We start from the raw sequence: 18,272 nt of genomic DNA, 5'->3' as shown, positions 1-18,272 counted from the left end.
TCGTCGGCTATCCGGTTAGCGCTTGCTGAACTGAGGTGCCTTACGGGCCTTCTTGAGTCCGGCCTTCTTACGCTCCTTGACGCGAGCGTCGCGGCTGAGGAAGCCGTTCTTCTTGAGGATGGCGCGGTTGTTCTCTTCGTCGATCAGGTTGAGCGAGCGTGCAATGCCGAGGCGAAGCGCGCCGGCCTGGCCGGACGGGCCACCGCCGGTGATGCGAGCGATGACGTCGTACGAGCCGAGCAGGTCGAGAACCTTGAACGGGTCGTTGATCAGCTGCTGGTGCAGCTTGTTCGGGAAGTAGTCGGCGAACTCGCGGCCGTTGACAACGATCGTGCCGGAGCCGGGGACGATGCGCACGCGGGCGATGGCCTGCTTGCGACGGCCGACGGCTGCGCCGGGAACGTTGAGGACGGCGCGGGGCGCCTTGGTTACGGTTTCGGCCGGAGTCTCGGTGGAGTAGCTCTCCGGAGCTTGGTCAATCTGGTCTGCGATCTTCGCCACGATGATGGGAATCCTTTTTATCTAAGAGTCGAGAAGTCTGGTTGCCGGCGCTACTGCGCGACCTGGCTGAGGGTGTACGGCGTGGGCTGCTGAGCGGAGTGCGGGTGCTCAGGGCCGGCGTAAACCTTCAGCTTGGTGAGCTGGGCGCGACCGAGCGAGTTCTTCGGCAGCATGCCGCGAATCGCTTTTTCGACCGCACGGGTCGGGTGCTTCTCGAGCATCTCGGAGTAGTTGGTCGCCGTGAGGCCGCCCGGGTAACCCGAGTGGCGGTAAGCGATCTTCAGGTCGAGCTTCTTGCCTGTGAGGGCAACCTTCTCGGCATTGACGATGATGACGAAGTCGCCACCGTCCATGTGCGGGGAGAAGGTGGCCTTGTGCTTGCCGCGCAGCAGGATTGCCGCGTGGCTGGCCAGACGTCCGAGAACGATATCGGTGGCATCGATGACAACCCAGTCGTGCTGGAGTTCGCTTGCCTTGGGGGTGTAAGTGCGCGTCACTGTTGTGCTGCTTTCTTCTTTTTCGAACGGAGGTGTTCGTGAATCCCGCTCCGGGCGTGTTCTCGTGAGGAGAACACTGTCGATGGAGGGCTCACGTTCGGGTGCCGCGCTGCAACGCACAGACACCAAGGGCCAACGATAGTCGGCCCCGACCGCGGACGCAACCTGGGTCAGAGTTCACTCCGCGACAACGACCGGCAGTGAGCGCCGGTTGCGGGTATCAATGGCGCGCTGCGCCAGTGCGGCGTCGTCGGGGTAGCCCACGTCGATCAGCGTGAGGCCGTGCGCCTGCATCACCTTGAACTCGCTGATGCGGTGATTGTCAAAGTGCAGGGTAGCGAGGGTGCTGCCGTCGAGGCGCCCCTCCCCCACAGCCACGCAGGCGCCGACCATGGCGCGCACCATGCTGTGGCAGAAGGCATCCGCCTGGATGGTGGCGATAATGAGGCCGTCGTCGTCGCGGTGCCAGCGAAAGTCCTGCACGGTGCGAATGGTCGTCGCGCCCGGGCGTGGCTTGCAGTAGGCCGCAAAGTCGTGCAGGCCGACCAGGGTCGCCGCAGCCGCCTGCATCGCGGGAAGATCGAGTTTGAACGGATGCCATGTGGTGCGCAGGCGCTGCTGCGGGTCGCGCAGAGCGAGCGGATCGGCGATGCGGTACTCATAGCGGCGCCACATGGCCGAGAACCGGGCGTCGAAACCGCCGGGTACGACCGTGGCCCGGCGCAGCACGATGTCGGGCTTGGTCACGAGGATCCCGCCGAGGCGACGCAGGATGGCGGTGCCGAGATCGACCGGGGGGCGATTTCCGGTGCCGCGCTGGATGCGCACCAGGGAGTGGGCCTGTTCGGCGGTGAGGTCGAAATGGGCGACCTGCCCGCGGGCGTGCACCCCGGCATCCGTTCGGCCGGCGACGATCAGGGTGGGGTGCGGGGGAAAGCTTTGCAGGATGCCGGCGAGCCCGTTTTCGATGTCGGCCTGCACGGAGCGAAAGCCCGGCTGGCGGGCCCAGCCGGTGAAATCGGTGCCGTCGTAGGCGAGGTCGAGCCGGATGCGCGTGGAGCCGAGCGCTGCATGAGCGGCGCGGGGCACAAAAAGAGTCACGAGGGTAAGCCTAGGTGGCACGCGCGGGTTATCGTTGATGGCGGCCTTTGGTCCACCCCCAAGATGAGTGCCAAAGAAATCTCGTTCCCCATGCCTCGTTTCCCCCTGTCGTTCCCGTTCACCGGGAGGACACGGTCGACGACCGCCGCGATCGGGCCCGAAAATGCCCCCGTGCTCGGGCCCCGCGACGCCCCCGCTATTGCGCCCAGTGGCGGTCGTCTGGCCGGTCTCGATGGCTTGCGTGCTCTCGCCGTCATTGCCGTTGTGCTCTACCATTTCTTCCCGGCGATACTGCCCGGTGGTTTCATCGGCGTCGATGTTTTCTTTGTGATCAGTGGTTTTCTGATCACCGGGCTGCTTGTCTCCGAGCACACGCGCACCGGGCGCATCTCGCTCGGCCGGTTCTGGCAGCGGCGGGCCCGACGCCTCGTTCCCCCGCTGATCCCGGTGATTCTGATCAGCTGCACCCTCGCATTTCTGATTGACGGCGATGTTCTGGTCGGTCTCGGCGCGCAACTGCTCGGGGCCACCACCTTCGGCTACAACTGGGTGTCGATCGCCAACGATGCGAGCTATTTCAGCGTCAACGAGCCCGAGCTGCTGCGCAACCTGTGGTCGCTCGCGGTGGAGGAGCAGTTCTACCTGGTCTGGCCGCTGCTCCTGCTGGCCGTGTTGTTGATTCGCCGCCCGCGGGTGCGGCTTGCCCTGGTCATCGCGCTGTTTCTCGCCTCGGCCCTGTGGATGGGCGTGCTGTACCAGCCCGGCGCCGACCCGACCCGGGTCTACTACGGCTCCGACACGCATAGTTTCGGTCTGTTCGCCGGTGCCGCCCTGGCCCTGCTGCTGCGTCGCCCGAGCGACAAGCGCGACGAGCTGCCCCGGGTGCGCCCGTGGCTGGGCGCAGCGGCAGTGCTCGCGATCATCGCCTTCGCGCTGTGGCTACCCGAAGACGGTGCCGCGACCTACCGCGGCGGCCTCGTCGCGGTGAGCCTGGCCACCGCCGTGGCCATCTGGGCCGGCGTGCGCGGTGGCCGGTTCGGACGTTTACTCGACGCGACGCCGCTGCGCTACCTCGGTGAGCGCTCCTACGGCATCTACCTGTGGCACTGGCCGGTGCTCGTGCTGGTGCAACTGGTCTGGCCCACGTCCGCCCCCTTCGGCAGCCTGCTGCCGATCGGGCTGCTGGCCGCGGTCATCACCCTGACCCTGGCCGGCGCTTCGTACCGCTGGCTGGAAATGCCGATCCGTCGGGTGGGCGTGCGCGGCACCATCCGTCGGGTCGGGGCGCTCTGGACCGGCCCGACCCGTCGCCGCCGCCTGGTCGCCGCGACGGCCGTGCTGTCGGTGTTGCTGGTCGGGGGCACCACGGCCGCCGTCGTCGCTGCACCGGCACAGACCTCGGCGCAGTCACGCATCGAACGCGGCCAGCGGGCAATGGATGCTGCGGCGCGAGCTACGCGGGTCGCGGCCGCCGAGGCGGCCCGCCAGGCCACGGCAGCCCCCGCCCTGACCGACGGCCCGATCACGGCCATCGGCGACTCGGTCATGCTCGCCTCGGCTCCGGAATTGCAGGCCACCTTTGCGGGAATGACCATTGACGCCTTGGTCTCCCGCGGGATGTATTCCGCCGATGAGATCGTGCTGGCGCTGAAGGCGGCGGGTCAATTGCAACCGGTCGTCGTGATCGGGCTCGGCACCAACGGTCCCATCACCGTCAACGAACTCACGAAGATTCTGAGCGTTCTCGGGCCTCACCGGCAGCTCGTGCTGGTCAACGCCTATGCCGAGCGGGACTGGACCGACGGCGTCAACACCACGCTGGCCGAGTTCGCGGCGGGTAATCGCCGGGTCGAACTCGCCAACTGGCACGACACGATCGCGGGGCGCCTCGACCTGCTGGCCGGCGATCATGTGCACCCGGGTCCGACCGGGGGCCAGCTCTACGCCGACGAAGTGCGGGCGGCGCTGGTCCGTCTCGCGGCGGTCCCACCGCTGCCGGACACCAGCTGGCTATTGCGTAACCCCGACGCACCGCGCCCGCCGCCCTACCGCTGAGGATCAGAACTCGAGCACGTAGGCGAGCTCCCGGTTGGTGGCGAAGAATCCCATGCCCGTGTAGAGGTCGAGCGCACCGGTCGGGCTCGCCGCGTCCACATCGAGGGTGGCGCGCTCGTGCCCGGCGGCGCGGCTGGCGGCCAGCTGCGCTGCCAGCAGGGCCTGCGCGATGTGCCGGCCGCGCCATCCGCTCAGCACGCCGACCAGGCCGATGTAGCTGCTGCGGTACCCGGCCGCGGCCCAGTCCTCTTCGTTGACGCTGGACATGATGAAGCCGACGACGTGCTCACTGCCGTCAGGTGCGGTGCCGAAAGCGACGAAGGAGAGTTCGTCGACGAACGAGCGGCCCGTGACGTAGGCGTTCCAGCTTTCGTCGGGCAACGGCTGGCTCGACCAGTGGTCCATGAAGGCGGCATCACGCGCAGCGTGCACGGCATTCGACAGCTCTGCCGTATAGCCAGCCAGACGGATGTCGTCGCCCACCACAACCTCGCGAATGGGGTCGGCGAGCATGCGGTCGAGCGACAGAAAGTATCGCGCGCAGACCAAGCCGACGGCTTCGTAGAGACGGCCGTTCTGCGGGGCACGCTCGTCACACGAGGTGCAGATCCAGCCGGGCAGCGCTTTGTGCGAGGTCGCCAGTTGCTGACGGCCGCGGGCAACCTGCCAGTTCAGCAGCGCGCGACCGATTCCTCGCCCGCGCATCGTGGGAAGTACCCCGCCGGTCAGGTTGGATTTCACGAGCGTCTCCTGCCCCACCTGGAGCAATACCAAGCCGTGGGCCACCATGCCACCACCAGCGTCGAGGGCGACGAGCGTATCGGTGGCGACATCGACGAACGAGAAGGCGAACACCTCGCCGACTTCCTCCCGCTCGAGCACGTAGTTGGGGTGATCGGCGCGGCCGATCGCTTTCTCGAGCTCCCAGATGGCGTCGATATCGGCGGGCGTCGCCGGGCGCCACAGTGCGATGTCGGCGTGCGTGGGAAGGGGCAGCTGCGCGGGCACGGTCACGCGCGCAGAGAGGGGACTCGTGTGATCGGTCATGCTTCACCCTAGCCACGCGGCCCCGAATATTGCCGCCGCATCCGCAACGGGCGCCCGGATCGTCGTGATGGGCAACCTCTACCCGTAAAAATCACCGACCGAACACTCACCCGAGATGACCACCGAAGCCAAAGGACTGATTCGCTAGGCCGGATGGGTGAAGATGCGCGCCGCACAGGACGCCGGCCACATCCACGCCGTCGACGTGCGCGCCAGCGACTACTTCGGGCCGGAAGTCCCTGGCCCTGCACACCTTGGCAAGTCATTCTTCACAGCAGTCCTGCGCTCAAAAACTGCACACGTGGTGGGTAAACCGCAGCTCGCGCACAGCTGGAGTTACTTGCCCGACATCGTGACCACGCTCATCGCCACCACTCCCGTGGACGTTTGGGACTTCTGCCCTGGAGGCGTACTCGTCTTTGCGCGCACACGTTCGATCAGCGCCAAACTCTCAACAACGTCGATTTACCAATGGATCAAGAGATTTGCAGCCCGCCGTTGATGTCGTAGGTGGCCGCCGTGATGTACCCCGCGTCCTCCCCCACGAGAAACGCCATCAGAGCAGCAATATCGTGCACAGTGCCTACGCGTCCCACCAGGATGTCGGCAGACATCTCGTCCTTACGCTTGTCCGTCAAAGTGCCACCCATGATGTCCGTGTCCACGGGCCCCGGAGCGACGCAGTTCACGGTGATGCCGTGCTGTCCCATTTCTCGGGCCAAACCGCGCGTAAAACCGATTATGCCGGCCTTTGACGCGCTATAGGCAACCTTGGAGAAGGTTCCACCGCCACGTTGGGCCGAGACCGACGACACGCTTACGATGCGACCGAGTTTGCGCTCAATCATTCCCCGGAGTACGCGCTGCGTGACGACAAAGGTGCCGGTCATGTTGACGGAGAAGACGCGCTCCCAGCCTTCGATCGTTTCGTCCATGAACTCCGTGGGCGAACTGATCCCGGCCAAGTTCGCCAAGGCCACGATGGGTGGCAGCGACGCTTCAACTTCATCGATCGCAGCGTCGACCGACGCTTGATTGGAGACATCCGCCCCCAATCCGATCGCCCGTACCGAGCGCTGCGAGGAGATTTCGGCGGCCGCCGCCTGCGCTGCTGCACCGTCGATATCGAGTATGGCGATCGACCAGCCGAGGCTGGCGAGTTTGTCGGCGGTGGCCCGGCCGATGCCACGCGCTGAGCCAGCGCCGGTGACGACGACGGTTCGTTCGATCGGAAAAGATGTGGTGATCGTCATGATGTATCTACTTACTGTTGATTTTGGACGTACTGGAGGATTCCTCTGCCTAAACATGAGCCTTGGGCAGTGAAGCGGACCTGTTCGAGGAGGCTCCCTCCGGGCGTTTGCGCGCATAGAGGTAGGTCGCCACGCTGGTTATCGCCAGGCAGGCGGAGAGAAAAATGAGGCCGCTTTGGTCGCTGCCGGTAGCGTCCTTGAGGATGCCAACGGCGTACGGCGCAACGAAGCCGCCAAGATTTCCCAGCGAGTTGACCATGGCAAGCCCCGCGGCTGCAGCTGCACCGGTGAGGGCTGCCGAGGGCATGGCCAGGAACGGGGCGATTGCCGAGTAGATACCCATGGCGGCAAGGGTGAGAAAAATCATCGACAACACGGGATTGACCGGCAGCAGGAAGCCCGCACCGAGAAGACCGATGGCAGCCAGGACCATGCTCGTGCTTGCGTGCCATACCCGGTTGCCGGTGCGGTCCGATCGACGTGACCAGTAGAACACGAAGACGGCGGCAAAGGAGTACGGAATCGCAACGATGAAGCCAACCTGAGTCGTGTTGAAATCGCCCAGGGCCGCGACAATTGACGGCAACCAGAGCCCGAGGCCATAAATGCCACAGACGAGACCGAAGTACAGCGCCGAGTAGGCCAGCGTTCGGCGGTCCTTCAGACCGTCGAGAAACTTGTGCTTGCCGGAAGCCTGCTTGGCGGCAAGTTCCAAATCCATTGTGGTCGTGAGCCACTCGCGTTCCTCGGCCTTGAGCCAGGTCGCGTCGCGAGGCCGGTCGGTGAGCATGCGTGGGGCCAGAATTCCGAGCACAATGGCTGGGATGCCCTCAATGATGTAGAGCCACTGCCACCCGTGCAGGCCCATGATTCCATCCATGTTGAGCAGCAATGCGGAGACGGGGGCGCCCAGGGCATTGGATACAGGCTGGGCCAGGATGAAGATACCGATCACGGCAACTCGCTGGGCTGCGGGGAACCAGAGCGTCAGGTAGAAAAGGATGGCCGGAAAGAAACCGGCTTCGGCGGCACCGAGCAGAAACCGCACGATGTAGAAGGTGGTCTCTCCCGTGACCAAGGACATGGCCGAAGCGAGAATTCCCCAAGAGATCAAGATGCGGGCAATCCATTTGCGGGCGCCGTACCGGTACATGCCTCCGTTGCTGGGAATTTCCAACAGGGCATAACCCAGAAAGAAGATTCCCGCGCCAAGCCCGTATGCCGTCGCGCTGAGCCCGATGTCGGCGCTCATTGTGAGTTTGGCGAAACCGACGTTGTTGCGGTCGAGGTAGGCGATGAAGTAGAGCACCACAACAAGTGGCATAACGCGGCGACGTACCTTGCGCAGGGTGCGTTCGCCGAGTTCGCCGAGAGCGCTGTTAGCGTCCGGGACGGTACTCATCGTCGACCACCGACAAGGAATGAGATGCCCCGTGGGCATACGTGTGTAAGCATGAAGACTCCTTCGGCTCAAAGCTTGCGGAATGACGTCCGCACCGTTTTTATTACATCTCAGACATCTGACATCTGATTATTCGAACGAAGCCAAGAATGCCACAGTCGATGCGGCGCGTCAAGCGGTAGCGGAAATGGACTGAACGGCTAGTGCCCGACGGCCTTGATATACCGCTCGTAGTCCTCGAAGGTCTGATTGATATGCGCGTCCATGGCTTTCCGTGCCACTTCGGGGTCTGCCGTCGCAATTGCGTCTCGCACGTTCTGGTGGTGAACGATGGCGTGCTGCTGCACTTCCCGGCGCGAGGAAGTCTTTTGTCGCATGACGTAGAGGAGCCTGCCCAGCTGGCTCATCAAGACCAGTACAAACGGGTTGGCAGCGGCACGCAATACGGCATCGTGAAAGGCCAGGTCAGCCCCCACCAGTGCGTCCAGGTCCTCGTTGCGATACGCCCGCGACATCTCCGCAATGGCGATGTCCATGCGGGCCAGGTCCTCCGGCGTGTGACGTACAGCGGCCAATTCCGAGGCCCCCGTCTCAACCATCCGGCGCACCTCGAGTAGGCGCATCGCGGCCTCGTCGGGACTCGTGTCGAGCGACGCTGCGCGCAGGATGGCGTCCATTCCCGTCCACGCGTCGGAGGGGTTAACGAAGGTGCCCAGACCACGTCGAACATAGATGATGTTCTGGGCCTGGAGGCTCTTGAGTGCCTCACGCACAGTGAGGCGGCTTACCCCAGACGCTTTGGCGATTTCCGCTTCCGGGGGAAGCGCTTCGTGCGCTGGAAGGTCGCCACTCAAAACGCGATCGAGCAGATCGTCGCACACGACTTCGACGAGAGACTTGCGGCTCATGACAGTCCTTCCCCTCTTCGTGCCCGGTTTTTTCTGTCATTACATTACTACAGCGAGTTTTTCCCAAGCCGGTGCACAGGCCCGCCGCGATTGACGGGTGTCCTCTAGTCTGGCAGACTCTGCTGTAACATCAGACATCAGACATCATGCGTGCCGGCGCAGGGCCGCGTCAGCCACTCAATAGAGACAAGGAAGTTTCTCGTGATTCGTGAAGCCGACCTACTAGCCCGCTACCCCGCCGAGGTGGTCGTGAGTACGGCGGCCGTCGCGGCATCCGTTACCGCCTCACAGCGCGTGTTGGTCGTGCTCGACGACGACCCCACCGGTACCCAATCGGTGTCCAATTTGCCAGTTCTCACGCACTGGCAGGAAGACGACTTTCGTTGGGCGTTCACGTACCAGCTGGGAGCACGGCCCGCCTCCGCCGTCTATGTGCTGACTAATTCCCGCAGCCTCGACCCCGCCGATGCCGCCGCCCGCAATCGCGAAGTGGTCACCAACGCCCTCGCGGCGGCGGCTGCCACCGGGACTCACCTTGGCTTCGTGAGCCGCAGCGATTCGACCCTGCGAGGCCACTACCCGCTCGAGCCGGATGTCATCGCGGACACCCTGATGCAGGTGCTCGGCCGCCGAACGGATGGCGTCGTCATCGTGCCGGCCTTCCCTGATGCTGGTCGAGTCACGGTAGGCGGCGTGCACTACATGCTCGGCGATGGTCTGCTGACCCCGGTATCCGACACAGAATTCGCCAACGACGCCACCTTCGCTTTCAAGAACTCGAACCTCGCCCGGTATGTCGAAGAAAAATCTGATGGCCGTTTTAGGGCGGAGGACGTCATCGTTCTCGATCTGACAATTGTTCGAGGCGGCACCTCGGCCATTGCCGACGCCGTGATGGGAGCCGAACACTCGACACCGATCGTGGTCGATGCGGTCACCGAGAACGACTTGCGCGCGCTCGCTCTGGGCCTGGCCGAAGCGGAGTCTCGCGGCAAGGAGCTGCTCTATCGCGTCGGCCCGCCCTTCGTTCGGGCCCGTATCGGCCAGGACGAGCATCAGCCACTGTCCGGTGCGGACGTCTTCGCTGGTGCAACCCCGCCTTCCGGTGGCGGTCTCATCGTCGTTGGCTCCCACGTCGGTGTCACGACGCGTCAGCTGAAAATTCTGACCAAACGCCACCCGTCGGCCACGATTGTGGAACTCGATGTGGAATCGCTGGCCGATGAATCCGCCGCGCCAGCCCACGTCACGGCCACGGTCGACGCGGTCGTAGCCGCTCTGGCCGACAACGATGTCGTGCTGCAGACGAGTCGCCTCCTGGTGAAAGCGGATGACGCAACGGAGAGCCTGCGTATCGCCCGCTCCGTCTCTGCCGCCGTCGTCGCGGTCGTCAAGCGCACCCTCGCCGGGCGTGCGCCGCGCTTCGTGATTGCCAAGGGAGGCATCACCTCCTCGGATGTTGCCGCTCACGGCCTGCAGATTCGGCACGGTCTCGTGCGCGGACCGATGCTCCCCGGCATCGTGTCGCTCTGGCAGCCGATGGACGGCCCAGCCACGGGAATTCCCTACGTCGTGTTCGCCGGAAATGTCGGTGACGATGAATCCCTGTACGACGTCGTCACCAAGCTCAGCAACACCCTGTCCTGACGCTCAATCAACCCCACAGGAGAATCACCATGCCATCAAGCACTACCGCCAGCCTCGATACCCCTCCCTACGCCGTTGCCGTTGTGGGCCTGGGCGCCATGGGCCTACCCATGGCCACTCGACTGACAAGCAAGCTCAGTGTGCATGGCTTCGATATCTCAGAGGACCGCATGCAGCTGGCTTCCGATGCGGGGATTCTCCGCCACGGCTCTGCTCGCGCAGCGGCCGAGCACGTTGATGCTGTGCTGCTCGCGGTGCGCAACGGTGCCCAACTCGACGATGTTCTATTTGGAGTCGACGGCATCGCCGAGGTTCTCTCCCCCGGTTCCGTCGTCATTCTCACGAGCACGGTCGGCACCGAGGCTATCCCAGCCACCGTGGAGAAACTCGCCGCTTACGGCGTGGCCCTCGTCGACGCGCCACTTTCCGGCGGGCCCATTCGCGCCGCTGCGGGCGACCTGCTCATCGTCGTCGGCGCTGCGCCCGAGTCGCTCGAGAAAGCGCGCCCCGTGCTCGAGCTCCTGGCCTCGACGTTGACCATCGTTGGCGACCGGCCCGGCGATGGGCAGGCGCTGAAAACGGTGAACCAACTGCTCTGCGGTATTCACATCGCCGCGGCTGCTGAAGCCCTGGCTCTTGCCGATGCGCTCGGTCTCGATCCGGCCAAAACCCTCTCCGCGCTGGAAGCTGGCGCCGCAGGGTCCTTCATGCTGTCCAACCGTGGCCCACGCATCCTCTCGGCCTATGAAGAGGAGGGGGCGCCGGTGCTCAGCAGACTGGACATCTTCGTGAAAGACATGGGAATTGTGGGCCAGGCCACCCGTGCGGCGGGCCTCGCGTCGCCGGTGGCGGCCGCTGCCGAGCAGCTCTACCTGCTCGGTCAGGCCCAGGGCCTGGGCGCCGCCGACGACTCGGCCGTGATCAGGGTGCTCGCGCCCGTGCAACGCACCGTTTGACCGGTGCTGATTGATCGGTGCTACCGGGCAGTTCAGCGCAGTGCGGCCTCGTCGAGCACACGACCGAGATTGACGGGGTCATGGGCAAAGCGACCGAGAAAGAGCCCGTCTACCGCGTGCAGCAGGGGTAGCAGGCCGGGTTGGGCGCTTCCGCCGTAGATGATCCTCACCGAATCCTGTAGCCGATCGCGCAGACGGCCGACGACCTCGTTCACATATGCGGGCTCAGCCGGCTGCGTGGTGCCGATCGCCCAAACCGGCTCGTAGGCGAGCATCACGGAGGCGAGGGTCACAGCGGAGTGGGGCACCGCGGCACCCAGCGCCGACAACACCTGACGGTGGCAGAACTCGGCCGCTTCGGCGGGGCTAACGCGCACCACTTCTCCGATACAGAGCAGCGGCGTCAGCCCGGCTGCGACCGCCGCCGCTGTTTTACGCGCGACGACCGCATCCGTTTCACCGAACAGTCGTCGGCGTTCAGCATGTCCGATTTCGACGAGTTCGACGCCCATCTCGGCCAGGAGCTCGGGCGAGACCTCGCCGGTTACTGGGCCGCCAGACTCGCTGCAATTCTGGGCGCCGATGATAACGCCCGTGCCTGCCAGGATGCTCCGCGCACTGTGCAGCAGGGGAAACGACGGAGCTACGAACACTCTCACCTCCCGAGGAAGGCCGGGGCGATCCGCGATAATATCGCGTACACCGGCGAGCCAGTCGAGGGAGGCCTGGTAGCCGAGGTACATCTTGGTGCTCACACCGACGTAGATCGCAGGCGTGCGCAGGGAATCGGGGGTACCCACGGTACTTAGTGAAGCGGCGCCGGGCCGAGGTCGTCTACGAGTTTCTGCATGGCCACATAAGCCTTGTTGCGGTACGCGATCAGGTCTGGAGTGCGTTCGGACGGGACGTCGAGGAAGCCCGCGCCGGTTTTGGTGCCCAGTTTGCCCGCATCGACGAGGTCAGACAAAATCTTGGGCGTGGCAAATCGTTCCGGAAAATCGGTCTGCAGAGACTTGTAGCAGAAGTTGTAGACGTCCAGGCCGGCCATGTCGGCGATTGCGAACGGGCCGAAGATGGGTAGTCGAAAACCGAAGGTAGTGCGCACGAGAGTGTCTACGTCTTCGGGGGTAGCCACGCCCTCTTCGACCAACTGGGTCGCTTCGTGGAATAAGGCATACTGCAGCCGGTTGAGCACGAATCCGGTGACGTCCTTGACAACCGCAGTCTGCTTGCCGGTGGAGTGCACGATCTCGCGGGCTGCGGCAACGACCGCGTCTGTGGTGCCCGCGTGCGGGATGACTTCCACGCCGGGAATGAAAGGCGACGGGTTCGAGAAGTGCACGCCGAGAAAGCGTTCCGGGTTGGTCACGGCCGTCGCCATGTCGCCGATGGAGATCGTCGACGTGTTCGAGCCGATGATGGCGTCAGGCCGCGCGGCCTTGCTGATTCGCGCCAGGATGTCGTGCTTGATGGCGAGCACCTCTGGCACGGCTTCTTCGATGAAGTCGGCATTGGCAACGGCTTCTTCAACGGATGCCGCGACATGAAGGTTGGTTTCGAGGGTTGACGTGGCACCCTCCGGGAACAGGCCAGCCGCCACGAAATCCCTGGATTCGGCGATCAATCGCTGATAATTCAGCGTGGCAACTTCGAGGGAGACATCCGCCAGCAATACGTGGTTGCCGGCCAGCGCCAGAACCTGCGCAATTCCGCCGCCCATATAACCCGAGCCGACGATTGCAATTGTGTGTGCCATGGCCTAGTCCTCTTTCACTTCGTAAGATCCGATCGCAGCGACCTTCGCGGCCGAGGCGGAGTTGTCATCAAAACGGTGGCCCAGCCACTCCTTAACCAGTTTCTTGGCCAGTTCCAGGCCGATGACGCGCTGTCCCAGGGTGAGCACCTGGGCGTTGTTGCTCAGCACGGAGCGTTCCACGGAATAGCTGTCGTGAGCCGTCACTGCACGGATGCCGGGCACCTTGTTGGCTGAAATCGCCACGCCTAGTCCGGTGCCACAGATCAACAACGCGCGGTCGGCGTCTCCCGACGCGACCCGTCGCGCAGCGGTCACGGCGATGTGCGGGTAGGCCGTGCTGTCGTTCTCCGCCACGCCCACGTCCAGAACCGACTCGACTCGATCATCCGCTTCCAGGAGTTGCTTCAGTGCGGTCTTAAATTCCACGCCGGCCTCATCGTTGCCGATGACAATGCGCCACTTCTTCGTCATGCTGTCACGTCCTCTCGTTCTGTGGATAAGTCTGCGTAAGCGCGAGCGATGCCAGCCGCGATCAGGCCGAAGGAGACCGCCCCCGGGTCGGGATGGCCAAGGCTGCGTTCGGCGAGGGGTCGCGCACGGCCGCGGCGCGGGCTGAGCTCCGCAGTCTGGCTGGCTGCAGTTGTCGCCGCCGCAGCAGCTGCAAAAAGTGCCCCCTGCAGCGACGCGGCGGAACGGTACGTCGCGATGAACGTGCCCACGAACGGCAGAAGTGCATCGACCATGGTCTTGTCGCCGGCTTCAGCTTTTCCGAGATCGGTAATCGCGCGGCTGAACGCCGACACCACGCCCACGGCGTCGTCGGGGCTGTACCGTTCTCGGTTACCCAGCGCCCGGCCGGATGCGCACAATGCGGAACCCCAGAGCGCCCCCGAGGCACCCCCGGCCTTTTCGGCCCAGGCTTCCCCGGCGATGATCAAGACTTGATCGACACCAGCCGCGGCCTCCGCGGCAGATACCGCTGCCGCCACAGCGGCGTCGACGCCCCTGCGCATACCGATTCCGTGGTCGCCATCTCCGGCGATCGCGTCGAGTCTTCCGAGCTCGCTCTCGTGCTCCACTACGACAGCCTGAACGGCTCTCAGCAGAGCCGTTGCCCCGGCGCTGAACTTCGCCGAGGCAGGAGTGGCCGGCTCCCACACGGACGGCGCATCTGCTAGGACCGAGTCAATCACCCGACGTGCTCGTTGGGCCAGATTGCTCTTACGAAAAGCTGCGGTGTCGGCCGGAGCGGCCCAGTACATCTCCAGCTCATCATCCAGCCACAGCAGAGTCAGCGAGAGGCCCGACATGTTGAGACTCGTCACGAGCTCACCGCACTCGGGTTCAATCAGGTCAAGACCGGCCGCGACCAGCAGCTTTTCGATTTTTCCGTAGAGCAAGAAAAGCTCGTCGTACTTGACGGCTCCGAGGCCGTTGACGATGGGCACGACACGGGTACCGGCACCGTCAGGCTTCTCGGCCAGAAGTCGGGTCACCAACAGCTCTGCTAACGCAGACGCGGTCGGTAAGTCGTGGTCGGAGATGCCGGGCTCACCGTGGATTCCAAGACCCAATGACATCTGACCGTCCGGCACTCGAAACAGGGGTTCGGTAGCTCCCGGTAACATACAACCGTCGAATCCCACACCGAGTGACCGGGTGCGAAAATTTGCCTTCATCGCCAGGCGTTCGACCTCGGTGAGGGTCAAGCCGGCGTCGGCCGCCGCACCGGCAATCTTGAAGACGGTCAGGTCCCCGGCGATACCGCGACGTTTGTCGATCTCACCAATTTGAGCGCTGGCGACGTCGTCGGTTACGACGACTGTACGGGTGGCGATGCCCTCAGCGTTGAGCCGCTCCTGGGCTTGTCCGAAGTGGAGCACGTCGCCGGCGTAGTTGCCATAGCTCAGCAACACGCCACCCCCGACTTGGGCCGCCTTGGCGACCCGGTACACCTGGGCGGCTGCGGGCGACGCAAACACGTTGCCGCATGCGGATCCGGCTGCCAGGCCCTGACCGACGAGGCCGGCGAAGGCCGGATAGTGCCCTGATCCTCCCCCGACAATCAGTGCGACCTGGCCGGGATTCATCTCCGTCGCACGCACGACGCCCCCGTCTACGCGGGCGACGTATCGACGGTTGGCAGCGACGAACCCGTTCAGGGCCTCGTCAGCGAACTTAGCGGGGTCGTCAAATATCCGTGTCATGTTTCCTCATCGAATCCGTAGTGATCAGCGGCTGAACTTAGACGGTGACGCGCCTTGGCTGCTGCCGCCCCTGCGCCACGAGCGAGGTGCCGAGCGCATAGTTCTGGGTTTTGGGAAGAATCTTGCTGCGCAGGTAGTCCTGGTTGGTGGCCGAAACGCTGAGGCCATCGCCGCCGTAGTGCTCGGTGCAGATGATGCCCTGAAATCCGAACGATAAGGCCGTACGGAACGCCTCGCGATAGTTGATCAGACCGCTTTCCAGCGGGGCGGGAACCGCGACGAACTGGCCCCGGGCCAGGTTCTCGTCTCGGCTGTAGTTCTTCACGTGCCAGTAATTGGCGTATGGAACCGTCTTCGCGATCATTTCGTGCACGGCCTCAATGGGTCGATGAAGGCGCACGAGGTTTCCCAGGTCGGGGTTGAGGCCCACGTTGGTCAGGCCGATGTCCTGAACGAGTTGAACCGCGGAATCACCGGTGCCGAGATACGTGTCTTCATAGAGTTCCAAGGACATCAGCAACCCGAGCTCCTCTGCATGCCGGCCCAGTTCCCGCAGCCGGGAAACGGCCTTGCCCCAGGTCTCCGCGTCGCCGACGGGGTCGTGGTGGCCCTCAACGGTCCAGAACCACAACTGATTCTGCTGTTCGGTAGTGAGAGCCTGGTGCAGACCGAAAGACACGACCTCACAGCCGAGCTGGGCCGCTGCGTCGAGGGTTCGATGGCTATAGGCGAGGTTGTCTTCCCAGTGTGCCTCGTCTATGACGCTTCGACGGATGGCCGAGATCGACGGCGCACCGACCCCCACGTCGGTGGCAGTGAGCTTGAGCTCATCGAGCCGCTCGCTCGTGAGATCACCCGGACGCACCCAGGAATCGAAGAGGTCGACGTTGGCGAAACCGGCCTCCTTGACTTCCTGGAACACCCCCGCCCACACGCTCGCATCCGCGGTCTGGGCTGTGCGACCGTTCGCGTCGGTTCCCGGGAACTGCAGCAGCGCTGCGGTGATGGGCCAGGTTTCTGCGGTATAGCGCATTGCATCACTCCATTGTGTAAATCCTATTTCCTATAGCATCCGTGATAATGGCATGTCTGTCAAGGCGGCGGATGCCCGAGCGCTCCCGTCACTGTCTCGCGAGCATGACCCGTTGCACCATGCCGCACACGTCTCCTGCGGGTCAGCGACGCACACCGCATCCGCCACGTTTCAGGACGGGCAGGACCGTGGTTCGGCGACCAGCACCTCGACGGCGTCTCTCAAATCCTGGCGAGGGTCTTCGACTTCATTCCCCGAGTGCCGCGACGCGCCGAGCCAGATAGTCCACGCCAATGCGGGGGCTCGACAACACCGGAAGCTTCGTCTGCTCGCTCAGGCTACCCGCAAGACGATTCATAGATGCCTGCGAGAGCACAATGATGTCGACACCCTTCGCCAGATCCATGGCCTGCGCGGTCACCATTTCGTCGTGCTTCTCGCGGTCTCCCGACATCAGCACATCGAAGGCACCGTCGCACAGCCTCTGCTCGATGATGACCGTCCGCCCGATCTCCGACGCCTTTGCGGAAATGAGGTCGGAAGTCGGTTCGAGCGTGGTGGGGACCGTGGCCAAGACACCGATTTTGGTTCCCTCGCGAGCGGCCTGCATGGCCATGGCCTCGTCGATCTTCACGATGGGCGTGTGAACGCTGCGGGCAGCGATGTCCAGCGCCGGGCCCAGCGACGAGCACGCCGAGAATATAATATCGGCGCCGGCCGCTTCTGCCGCCTGCGCAAGATACGTCATCCGCAAAGCGCTGTTTGTCGAGATTCCCCGTTCACGAACGACCGTGGCGAGAACGTCAGAGTCAACGAAGTGCATGACCTCGGCGTTTGGAATGAGTTCTGCGATGAGGTTGTTGATCACCGGCTCGATGGAAACAAACACGAAGCTGGTATGCAGGATCGCAATCTTCTTGGTCACGACAGATCTCCTTTGAGGTGCGACGTAGGACGTCTGATGACTCATAATTATTGAACGGTGCGACCTTGTCAATTCGCAAACCTGACTCGTCACACCAGACGCCCGACAGCGGCGCCTGATAGGGTCACAATTTCGGAGGTATGAATGTCTCAGACCGCGTATATGCTGGGCGGGTCCTCCGGTCTTGAGCGTAAAGGCCTCCGTGACCGTGTCTACGATCTCGTGCTCGACATGCTGATGAGCTCGAGTATCGAACCAGGAACACGATTGTCGATCGACGCAATCGCGCGCGACCTGCGGGTGTCGCCGACGCCTGTCCGCGAAGCACTCGTGCAGCTCGAGCGCACCGGTCTCGTGACGCGGGAACCCCTGAAGGGGTATCGCGTCGCGCCGCCCATCTCCGACGGTCAGCTCGAAGCGCTATTCGACACACGAATCGTCCTTGAGGGTGGGGCCACCGAGCTGGCCATTCGTGATGCTGCCGCGCTCGTGCCGCTATTGGAGCAGGCACTCGACGACCACCGTGCCGTCACTCGCAAGGTACGGGAGGCTCCAGAAGACGACAGGTCGTCCGTCGCACTCCTGCACGAGTACTTTGCTATTGACTGGAACTTTCACCATCTCATTTTCGCGGGGACGCACAATCCGTTCCTGATCGACATGTCCGAGGCGATTTCCACCCGTGTGCACCGGATGCGTCAGTCGGTTCGTAGCGGCGTGAGAGACGCAGACGATGCCGTGCGCGAGCACGCCGTCATCCTCGATGGCTTCCGGAGCGGCGACCCCGCGATCGCAGCGGCTGCGATGCGCAACCACATCGAGAAGGTACGCACCCGCTCTCGCGCTGACGCACTGACCGGCTCGGCGCGCTGACCGGCTCGACGCACCGACTGAGCGATGCGCCGCGGGAACCGCGTCTGTAGGCAACCGAAAGCCGGGCCGGTTCACCAGCGATCCGGACCGGCTTTCGGTCAGTAGCCCGGG

18 protein-coding genes are annotated in these 18,272 nt (G+C 64.0%); 5 read left to right on the top strand and 13 right to left on the bottom strand.

The window, feature by feature from the left end; all coding sequences use genetic code 11:
• Positions 1–15: 15 nt before the first annotated feature.
• The 3 genes from rpsI to truA all read right to left on the bottom strand — a co-directional run bounded on the left by rpsI (position 16) and on the right by truA (position 2,099).
• Positions 16–501, bottom strand: coding sequence for a 30S ribosomal protein S9 (rpsI, locus tag E3N85_RS11810; RefSeq protein ID WP_104083754.1), 486 nt, complete (start codon positions 499–501; stop codon positions 16–18).
• 50 nt (positions 502–551) lie between these two features.
• Positions 552–998 carry a 50S ribosomal protein L13 gene (rplM, locus tag E3N85_RS11805; RefSeq protein WP_104083755.1) on the bottom strand — a complete coding sequence of 149 codons (447 nt, stop codon included), beginning with the start codon at positions 996–998 and terminating at the stop codon, positions 552–554.
• A 177-nt stretch (positions 999–1,175) separates the two neighbouring features.
• On the bottom strand, positions 1,176–2,099 hold the full coding sequence (gene truA, locus E3N85_RS11800; RefSeq protein WP_241978469.1) for a tRNA pseudouridine(38-40) synthase TruA: 924 nt from the start codon (positions 2,097–2,099) through the stop codon (positions 1,176–1,178).
• Positions 2,100–2,162: 63 nt separating this feature from the next.
• Between truA and E3N85_RS11795 the strand changes: the two genes are divergently transcribed.
• Positions 2,163–4,154, top strand: coding sequence for an acyltransferase family protein (locus E3N85_RS11795; protein ID WP_241978468.1), 1,992 nt, complete (start codon positions 2,163–2,165; stop codon positions 4,152–4,154).
• A 3-nt stretch (positions 4,155–4,157) separates the two neighbouring features.
• Here the strand turns inward: E3N85_RS11795 and E3N85_RS11790 are convergent, their stop codons facing one another.
• A complete protein-coding gene (locus E3N85_RS11790; protein ID WP_134463396.1) occupies positions 4,158–5,201 on the bottom strand; it encodes a GNAT family N-acetyltransferase in 1,044 nt (347 codons plus the stop codon).
• 157 nt (positions 5,202–5,358) lie between these two features.
• Between E3N85_RS11790 and E3N85_RS11785 the strand changes: the two genes are divergently transcribed.
• On the top strand, positions 5,359–5,703 hold the full coding sequence (locus E3N85_RS11785) for a hypothetical protein (RefSeq protein WP_134463394.1): 345 nt from the start codon (positions 5,359–5,361) through the stop codon (positions 5,701–5,703).
• On the opposite strand, the gene E3N85_RS11780 is transcribed toward E3N85_RS11785, so the two are convergent.
• The 3 genes from E3N85_RS11780 to E3N85_RS11770 all read right to left on the bottom strand — a co-directional run bounded on the left by E3N85_RS11780 (position 5,678) and on the right by E3N85_RS11770 (position 8,764).
• Complete coding sequence (locus E3N85_RS11780; protein WP_134463392.1) at positions 5,678–6,454, bottom strand: SDR family NAD(P)-dependent oxidoreductase; 777 nt, start codon at positions 6,452–6,454, stop codon at positions 5,678–5,680. The genes E3N85_RS11785 and E3N85_RS11780 overlap by 26 nt on opposite strands.
• A gap of 49 nt (positions 6,455–6,503) precedes the next feature.
• Entirely contained in the window at positions 6,504–7,856 is a 1,353-nt protein-coding gene (locus E3N85_RS11775; RefSeq protein ID WP_134463390.1) for an MFS transporter, read from the bottom strand.
• 200 nt (positions 7,857–8,056) lie between these two features.
• Entirely contained in the window at positions 8,057–8,764 is a 708-nt protein-coding gene (locus tag E3N85_RS11770) for a FadR/GntR family transcriptional regulator (protein ID WP_134463388.1), read from the bottom strand.
• 201 nt (positions 8,765–8,965) lie between these two features.
• Here E3N85_RS11770 and E3N85_RS11765 point away from each other — a divergent pair, with 201 nt between their 5' ends.
• Both E3N85_RS11765 and E3N85_RS11760 read left to right on the top strand, forming a co-directional pair.
• Positions 8,966–10,411: a four-carbon acid sugar kinase family protein gene (locus E3N85_RS11765; RefSeq protein ID WP_134463386.1), complete on the top strand. Its 1,446-nt coding sequence runs from the start codon at positions 8,966–8,968 to the stop codon at positions 10,409–10,411.
• A 29-nt stretch (positions 10,412–10,440) separates the two neighbouring features.
• Positions 10,441–11,367, top strand: a complete 927-nt coding sequence (locus E3N85_RS11760) for an NAD(P)-dependent oxidoreductase (protein ID WP_134463384.1) — start codon at positions 10,441–10,443, stop codon at positions 11,365–11,367.
• Positions 11,368–11,399: 32 nt separating this feature from the next.
• Here E3N85_RS11760 and E3N85_RS11755 read toward each other — a convergent pair whose 3' ends face one another.
• The 6 genes from E3N85_RS11755 to E3N85_RS11730 form a co-directional block, all read right to left on the bottom strand.
• Positions 11,400–12,167, bottom strand: a complete 768-nt coding sequence (locus E3N85_RS11755; protein ID WP_241978467.1) for a triose-phosphate isomerase family protein — start codon at positions 12,165–12,167, stop codon at positions 11,400–11,402.
• Between the two features lie 5 nt (positions 12,168–12,172).
• Positions 12,173–13,123: a 3-hydroxyacyl-CoA dehydrogenase family protein gene (locus E3N85_RS11750; protein ID WP_134463382.1), complete on the bottom strand. Its 951-nt coding sequence runs from the start codon at positions 13,121–13,123 to the stop codon at positions 12,173–12,175.
• A 3-nt stretch (positions 13,124–13,126) separates the two neighbouring features.
• Positions 13,127–13,594 (bottom strand): ribose-5-phosphate isomerase, encoded by a 468-nt coding sequence (locus E3N85_RS11745; protein ID WP_134463380.1) that lies wholly within the window; start codon positions 13,592–13,594, stop codon positions 13,127–13,129.
• Entirely contained in the window at positions 13,591–15,330 is a 1,740-nt protein-coding gene (locus tag E3N85_RS11740) for a dihydroxyacetone kinase family protein (protein ID WP_134463378.1), read from the bottom strand. The genes E3N85_RS11745 and E3N85_RS11740 overlap by 4 nt, the downstream gene beginning before the upstream one ends.
• Positions 15,331–15,367: 37 nt before the next feature.
• Positions 15,368–16,363, bottom strand: coding sequence for a sugar phosphate isomerase/epimerase (locus E3N85_RS11735; protein WP_134463376.1), 996 nt, complete (start codon positions 16,361–16,363; stop codon positions 15,368–15,370).
• Positions 16,364–16,610: 247 nt separating this feature from the next.
• Positions 16,611–17,288, bottom strand: coding sequence for an aspartate/glutamate racemase family protein (locus tag E3N85_RS11730; RefSeq protein WP_134463374.1), 678 nt, complete (start codon positions 17,286–17,288; stop codon positions 16,611–16,613).
• Between the two features lie 144 nt (positions 17,289–17,432).
• Between E3N85_RS11730 and E3N85_RS11725 the strand changes: the two genes are divergently transcribed.
• The gene (locus tag E3N85_RS11725; protein WP_134463372.1) at positions 17,433–18,161 is read left to right on the top strand and encodes a GntR family transcriptional regulator; all 729 of its coding nucleotides are present in this window, start codon (positions 17,433–17,435) and stop codon (positions 18,159–18,161) included.
• Positions 18,162–18,272: the final 111 nt, after the last annotated feature.

The sequence above is a fragment of the Cryobacterium sp. Hz9 genome (assembly GCF_004402825.1).
GTDB classification, from domain to species: Bacteria; Actinomycetota; Actinomycetes; order Actinomycetales; family Microbacteriaceae; genus Cryobacterium; species Cryobacterium gelidum.
The sequence above is the reverse complement of the archived record's forward strand: the minus strand, read 5'-3'. Positions and strand labels throughout refer to the sequence as shown.

Excerpts from the sequence above, each read along its gene's own strand:
- E3N85_RS11740 (WP_134463378.1), bottom strand. The coding sequence starts at position 15,330 with ATGACACGGATATTTGACGACCCCGCTAAGTTCGCTGACGAGGCCCTG.
- E3N85_RS11770 (WP_134463388.1), bottom strand. The coding sequence starts at position 8,764 with ATGAGCCGCAAGTCTCTCGTCGAAGTCGTGTGCGACGATCTGCTCGAT.
- E3N85_RS11725 (WP_134463372.1), top strand. The coding sequence starts at position 17,433 with ATGTCTCAGACCGCGTATATGCTGGGCGGGTCCTCCGGTCTTGAGCGT.
- E3N85_RS11795 (WP_241978468.1), top strand. The coding sequence starts at position 2,163 with ATGAGTGCCAAAGAAATCTCGTTCCCCATGCCTCGTTTCCCCCTGTCG.
- E3N85_RS11745 (WP_134463380.1), bottom strand. The coding sequence starts at position 13,594 with ATGACGAAGAAGTGGCGCATTGTCATCGGCAACGATGAGGCCGGCGTG.
- E3N85_RS11760 (WP_134463384.1), top strand. The coding sequence starts at position 10,441 with ATGCCATCAAGCACTACCGCCAGCCTCGATACCCCTCCCTACGCCGTT.
- E3N85_RS11790 (WP_134463396.1), bottom strand. The coding sequence starts at position 5,201 with ATGACCGATCACACGAGTCCCCTCTCTGCGCGCGTGACCGTGCCCGCG.
- E3N85_RS11780 (WP_134463392.1), bottom strand. The coding sequence starts at position 6,454 with ATGACGATCACCACATCTTTTCCGATCGAACGAACCGTCGTCGTCACC.
- E3N85_RS11750 (WP_134463382.1), bottom strand. The coding sequence starts at position 13,123 with ATGGCACACACAATTGCAATCGTCGGCTCGGGTTATATGGGCGGCGGA.
- E3N85_RS11735 (WP_134463376.1), bottom strand. The coding sequence starts at position 16,363 with ATGCGCTATACCGCAGAAACCTGGCCCATCACCGCAGCGCTGCTGCAG.
- E3N85_RS11775 (WP_134463390.1), bottom strand. The coding sequence starts at position 7,856 with ATGAGTACCGTCCCGGACGCTAACAGCGCTCTCGGCGAACTCGGCGAA.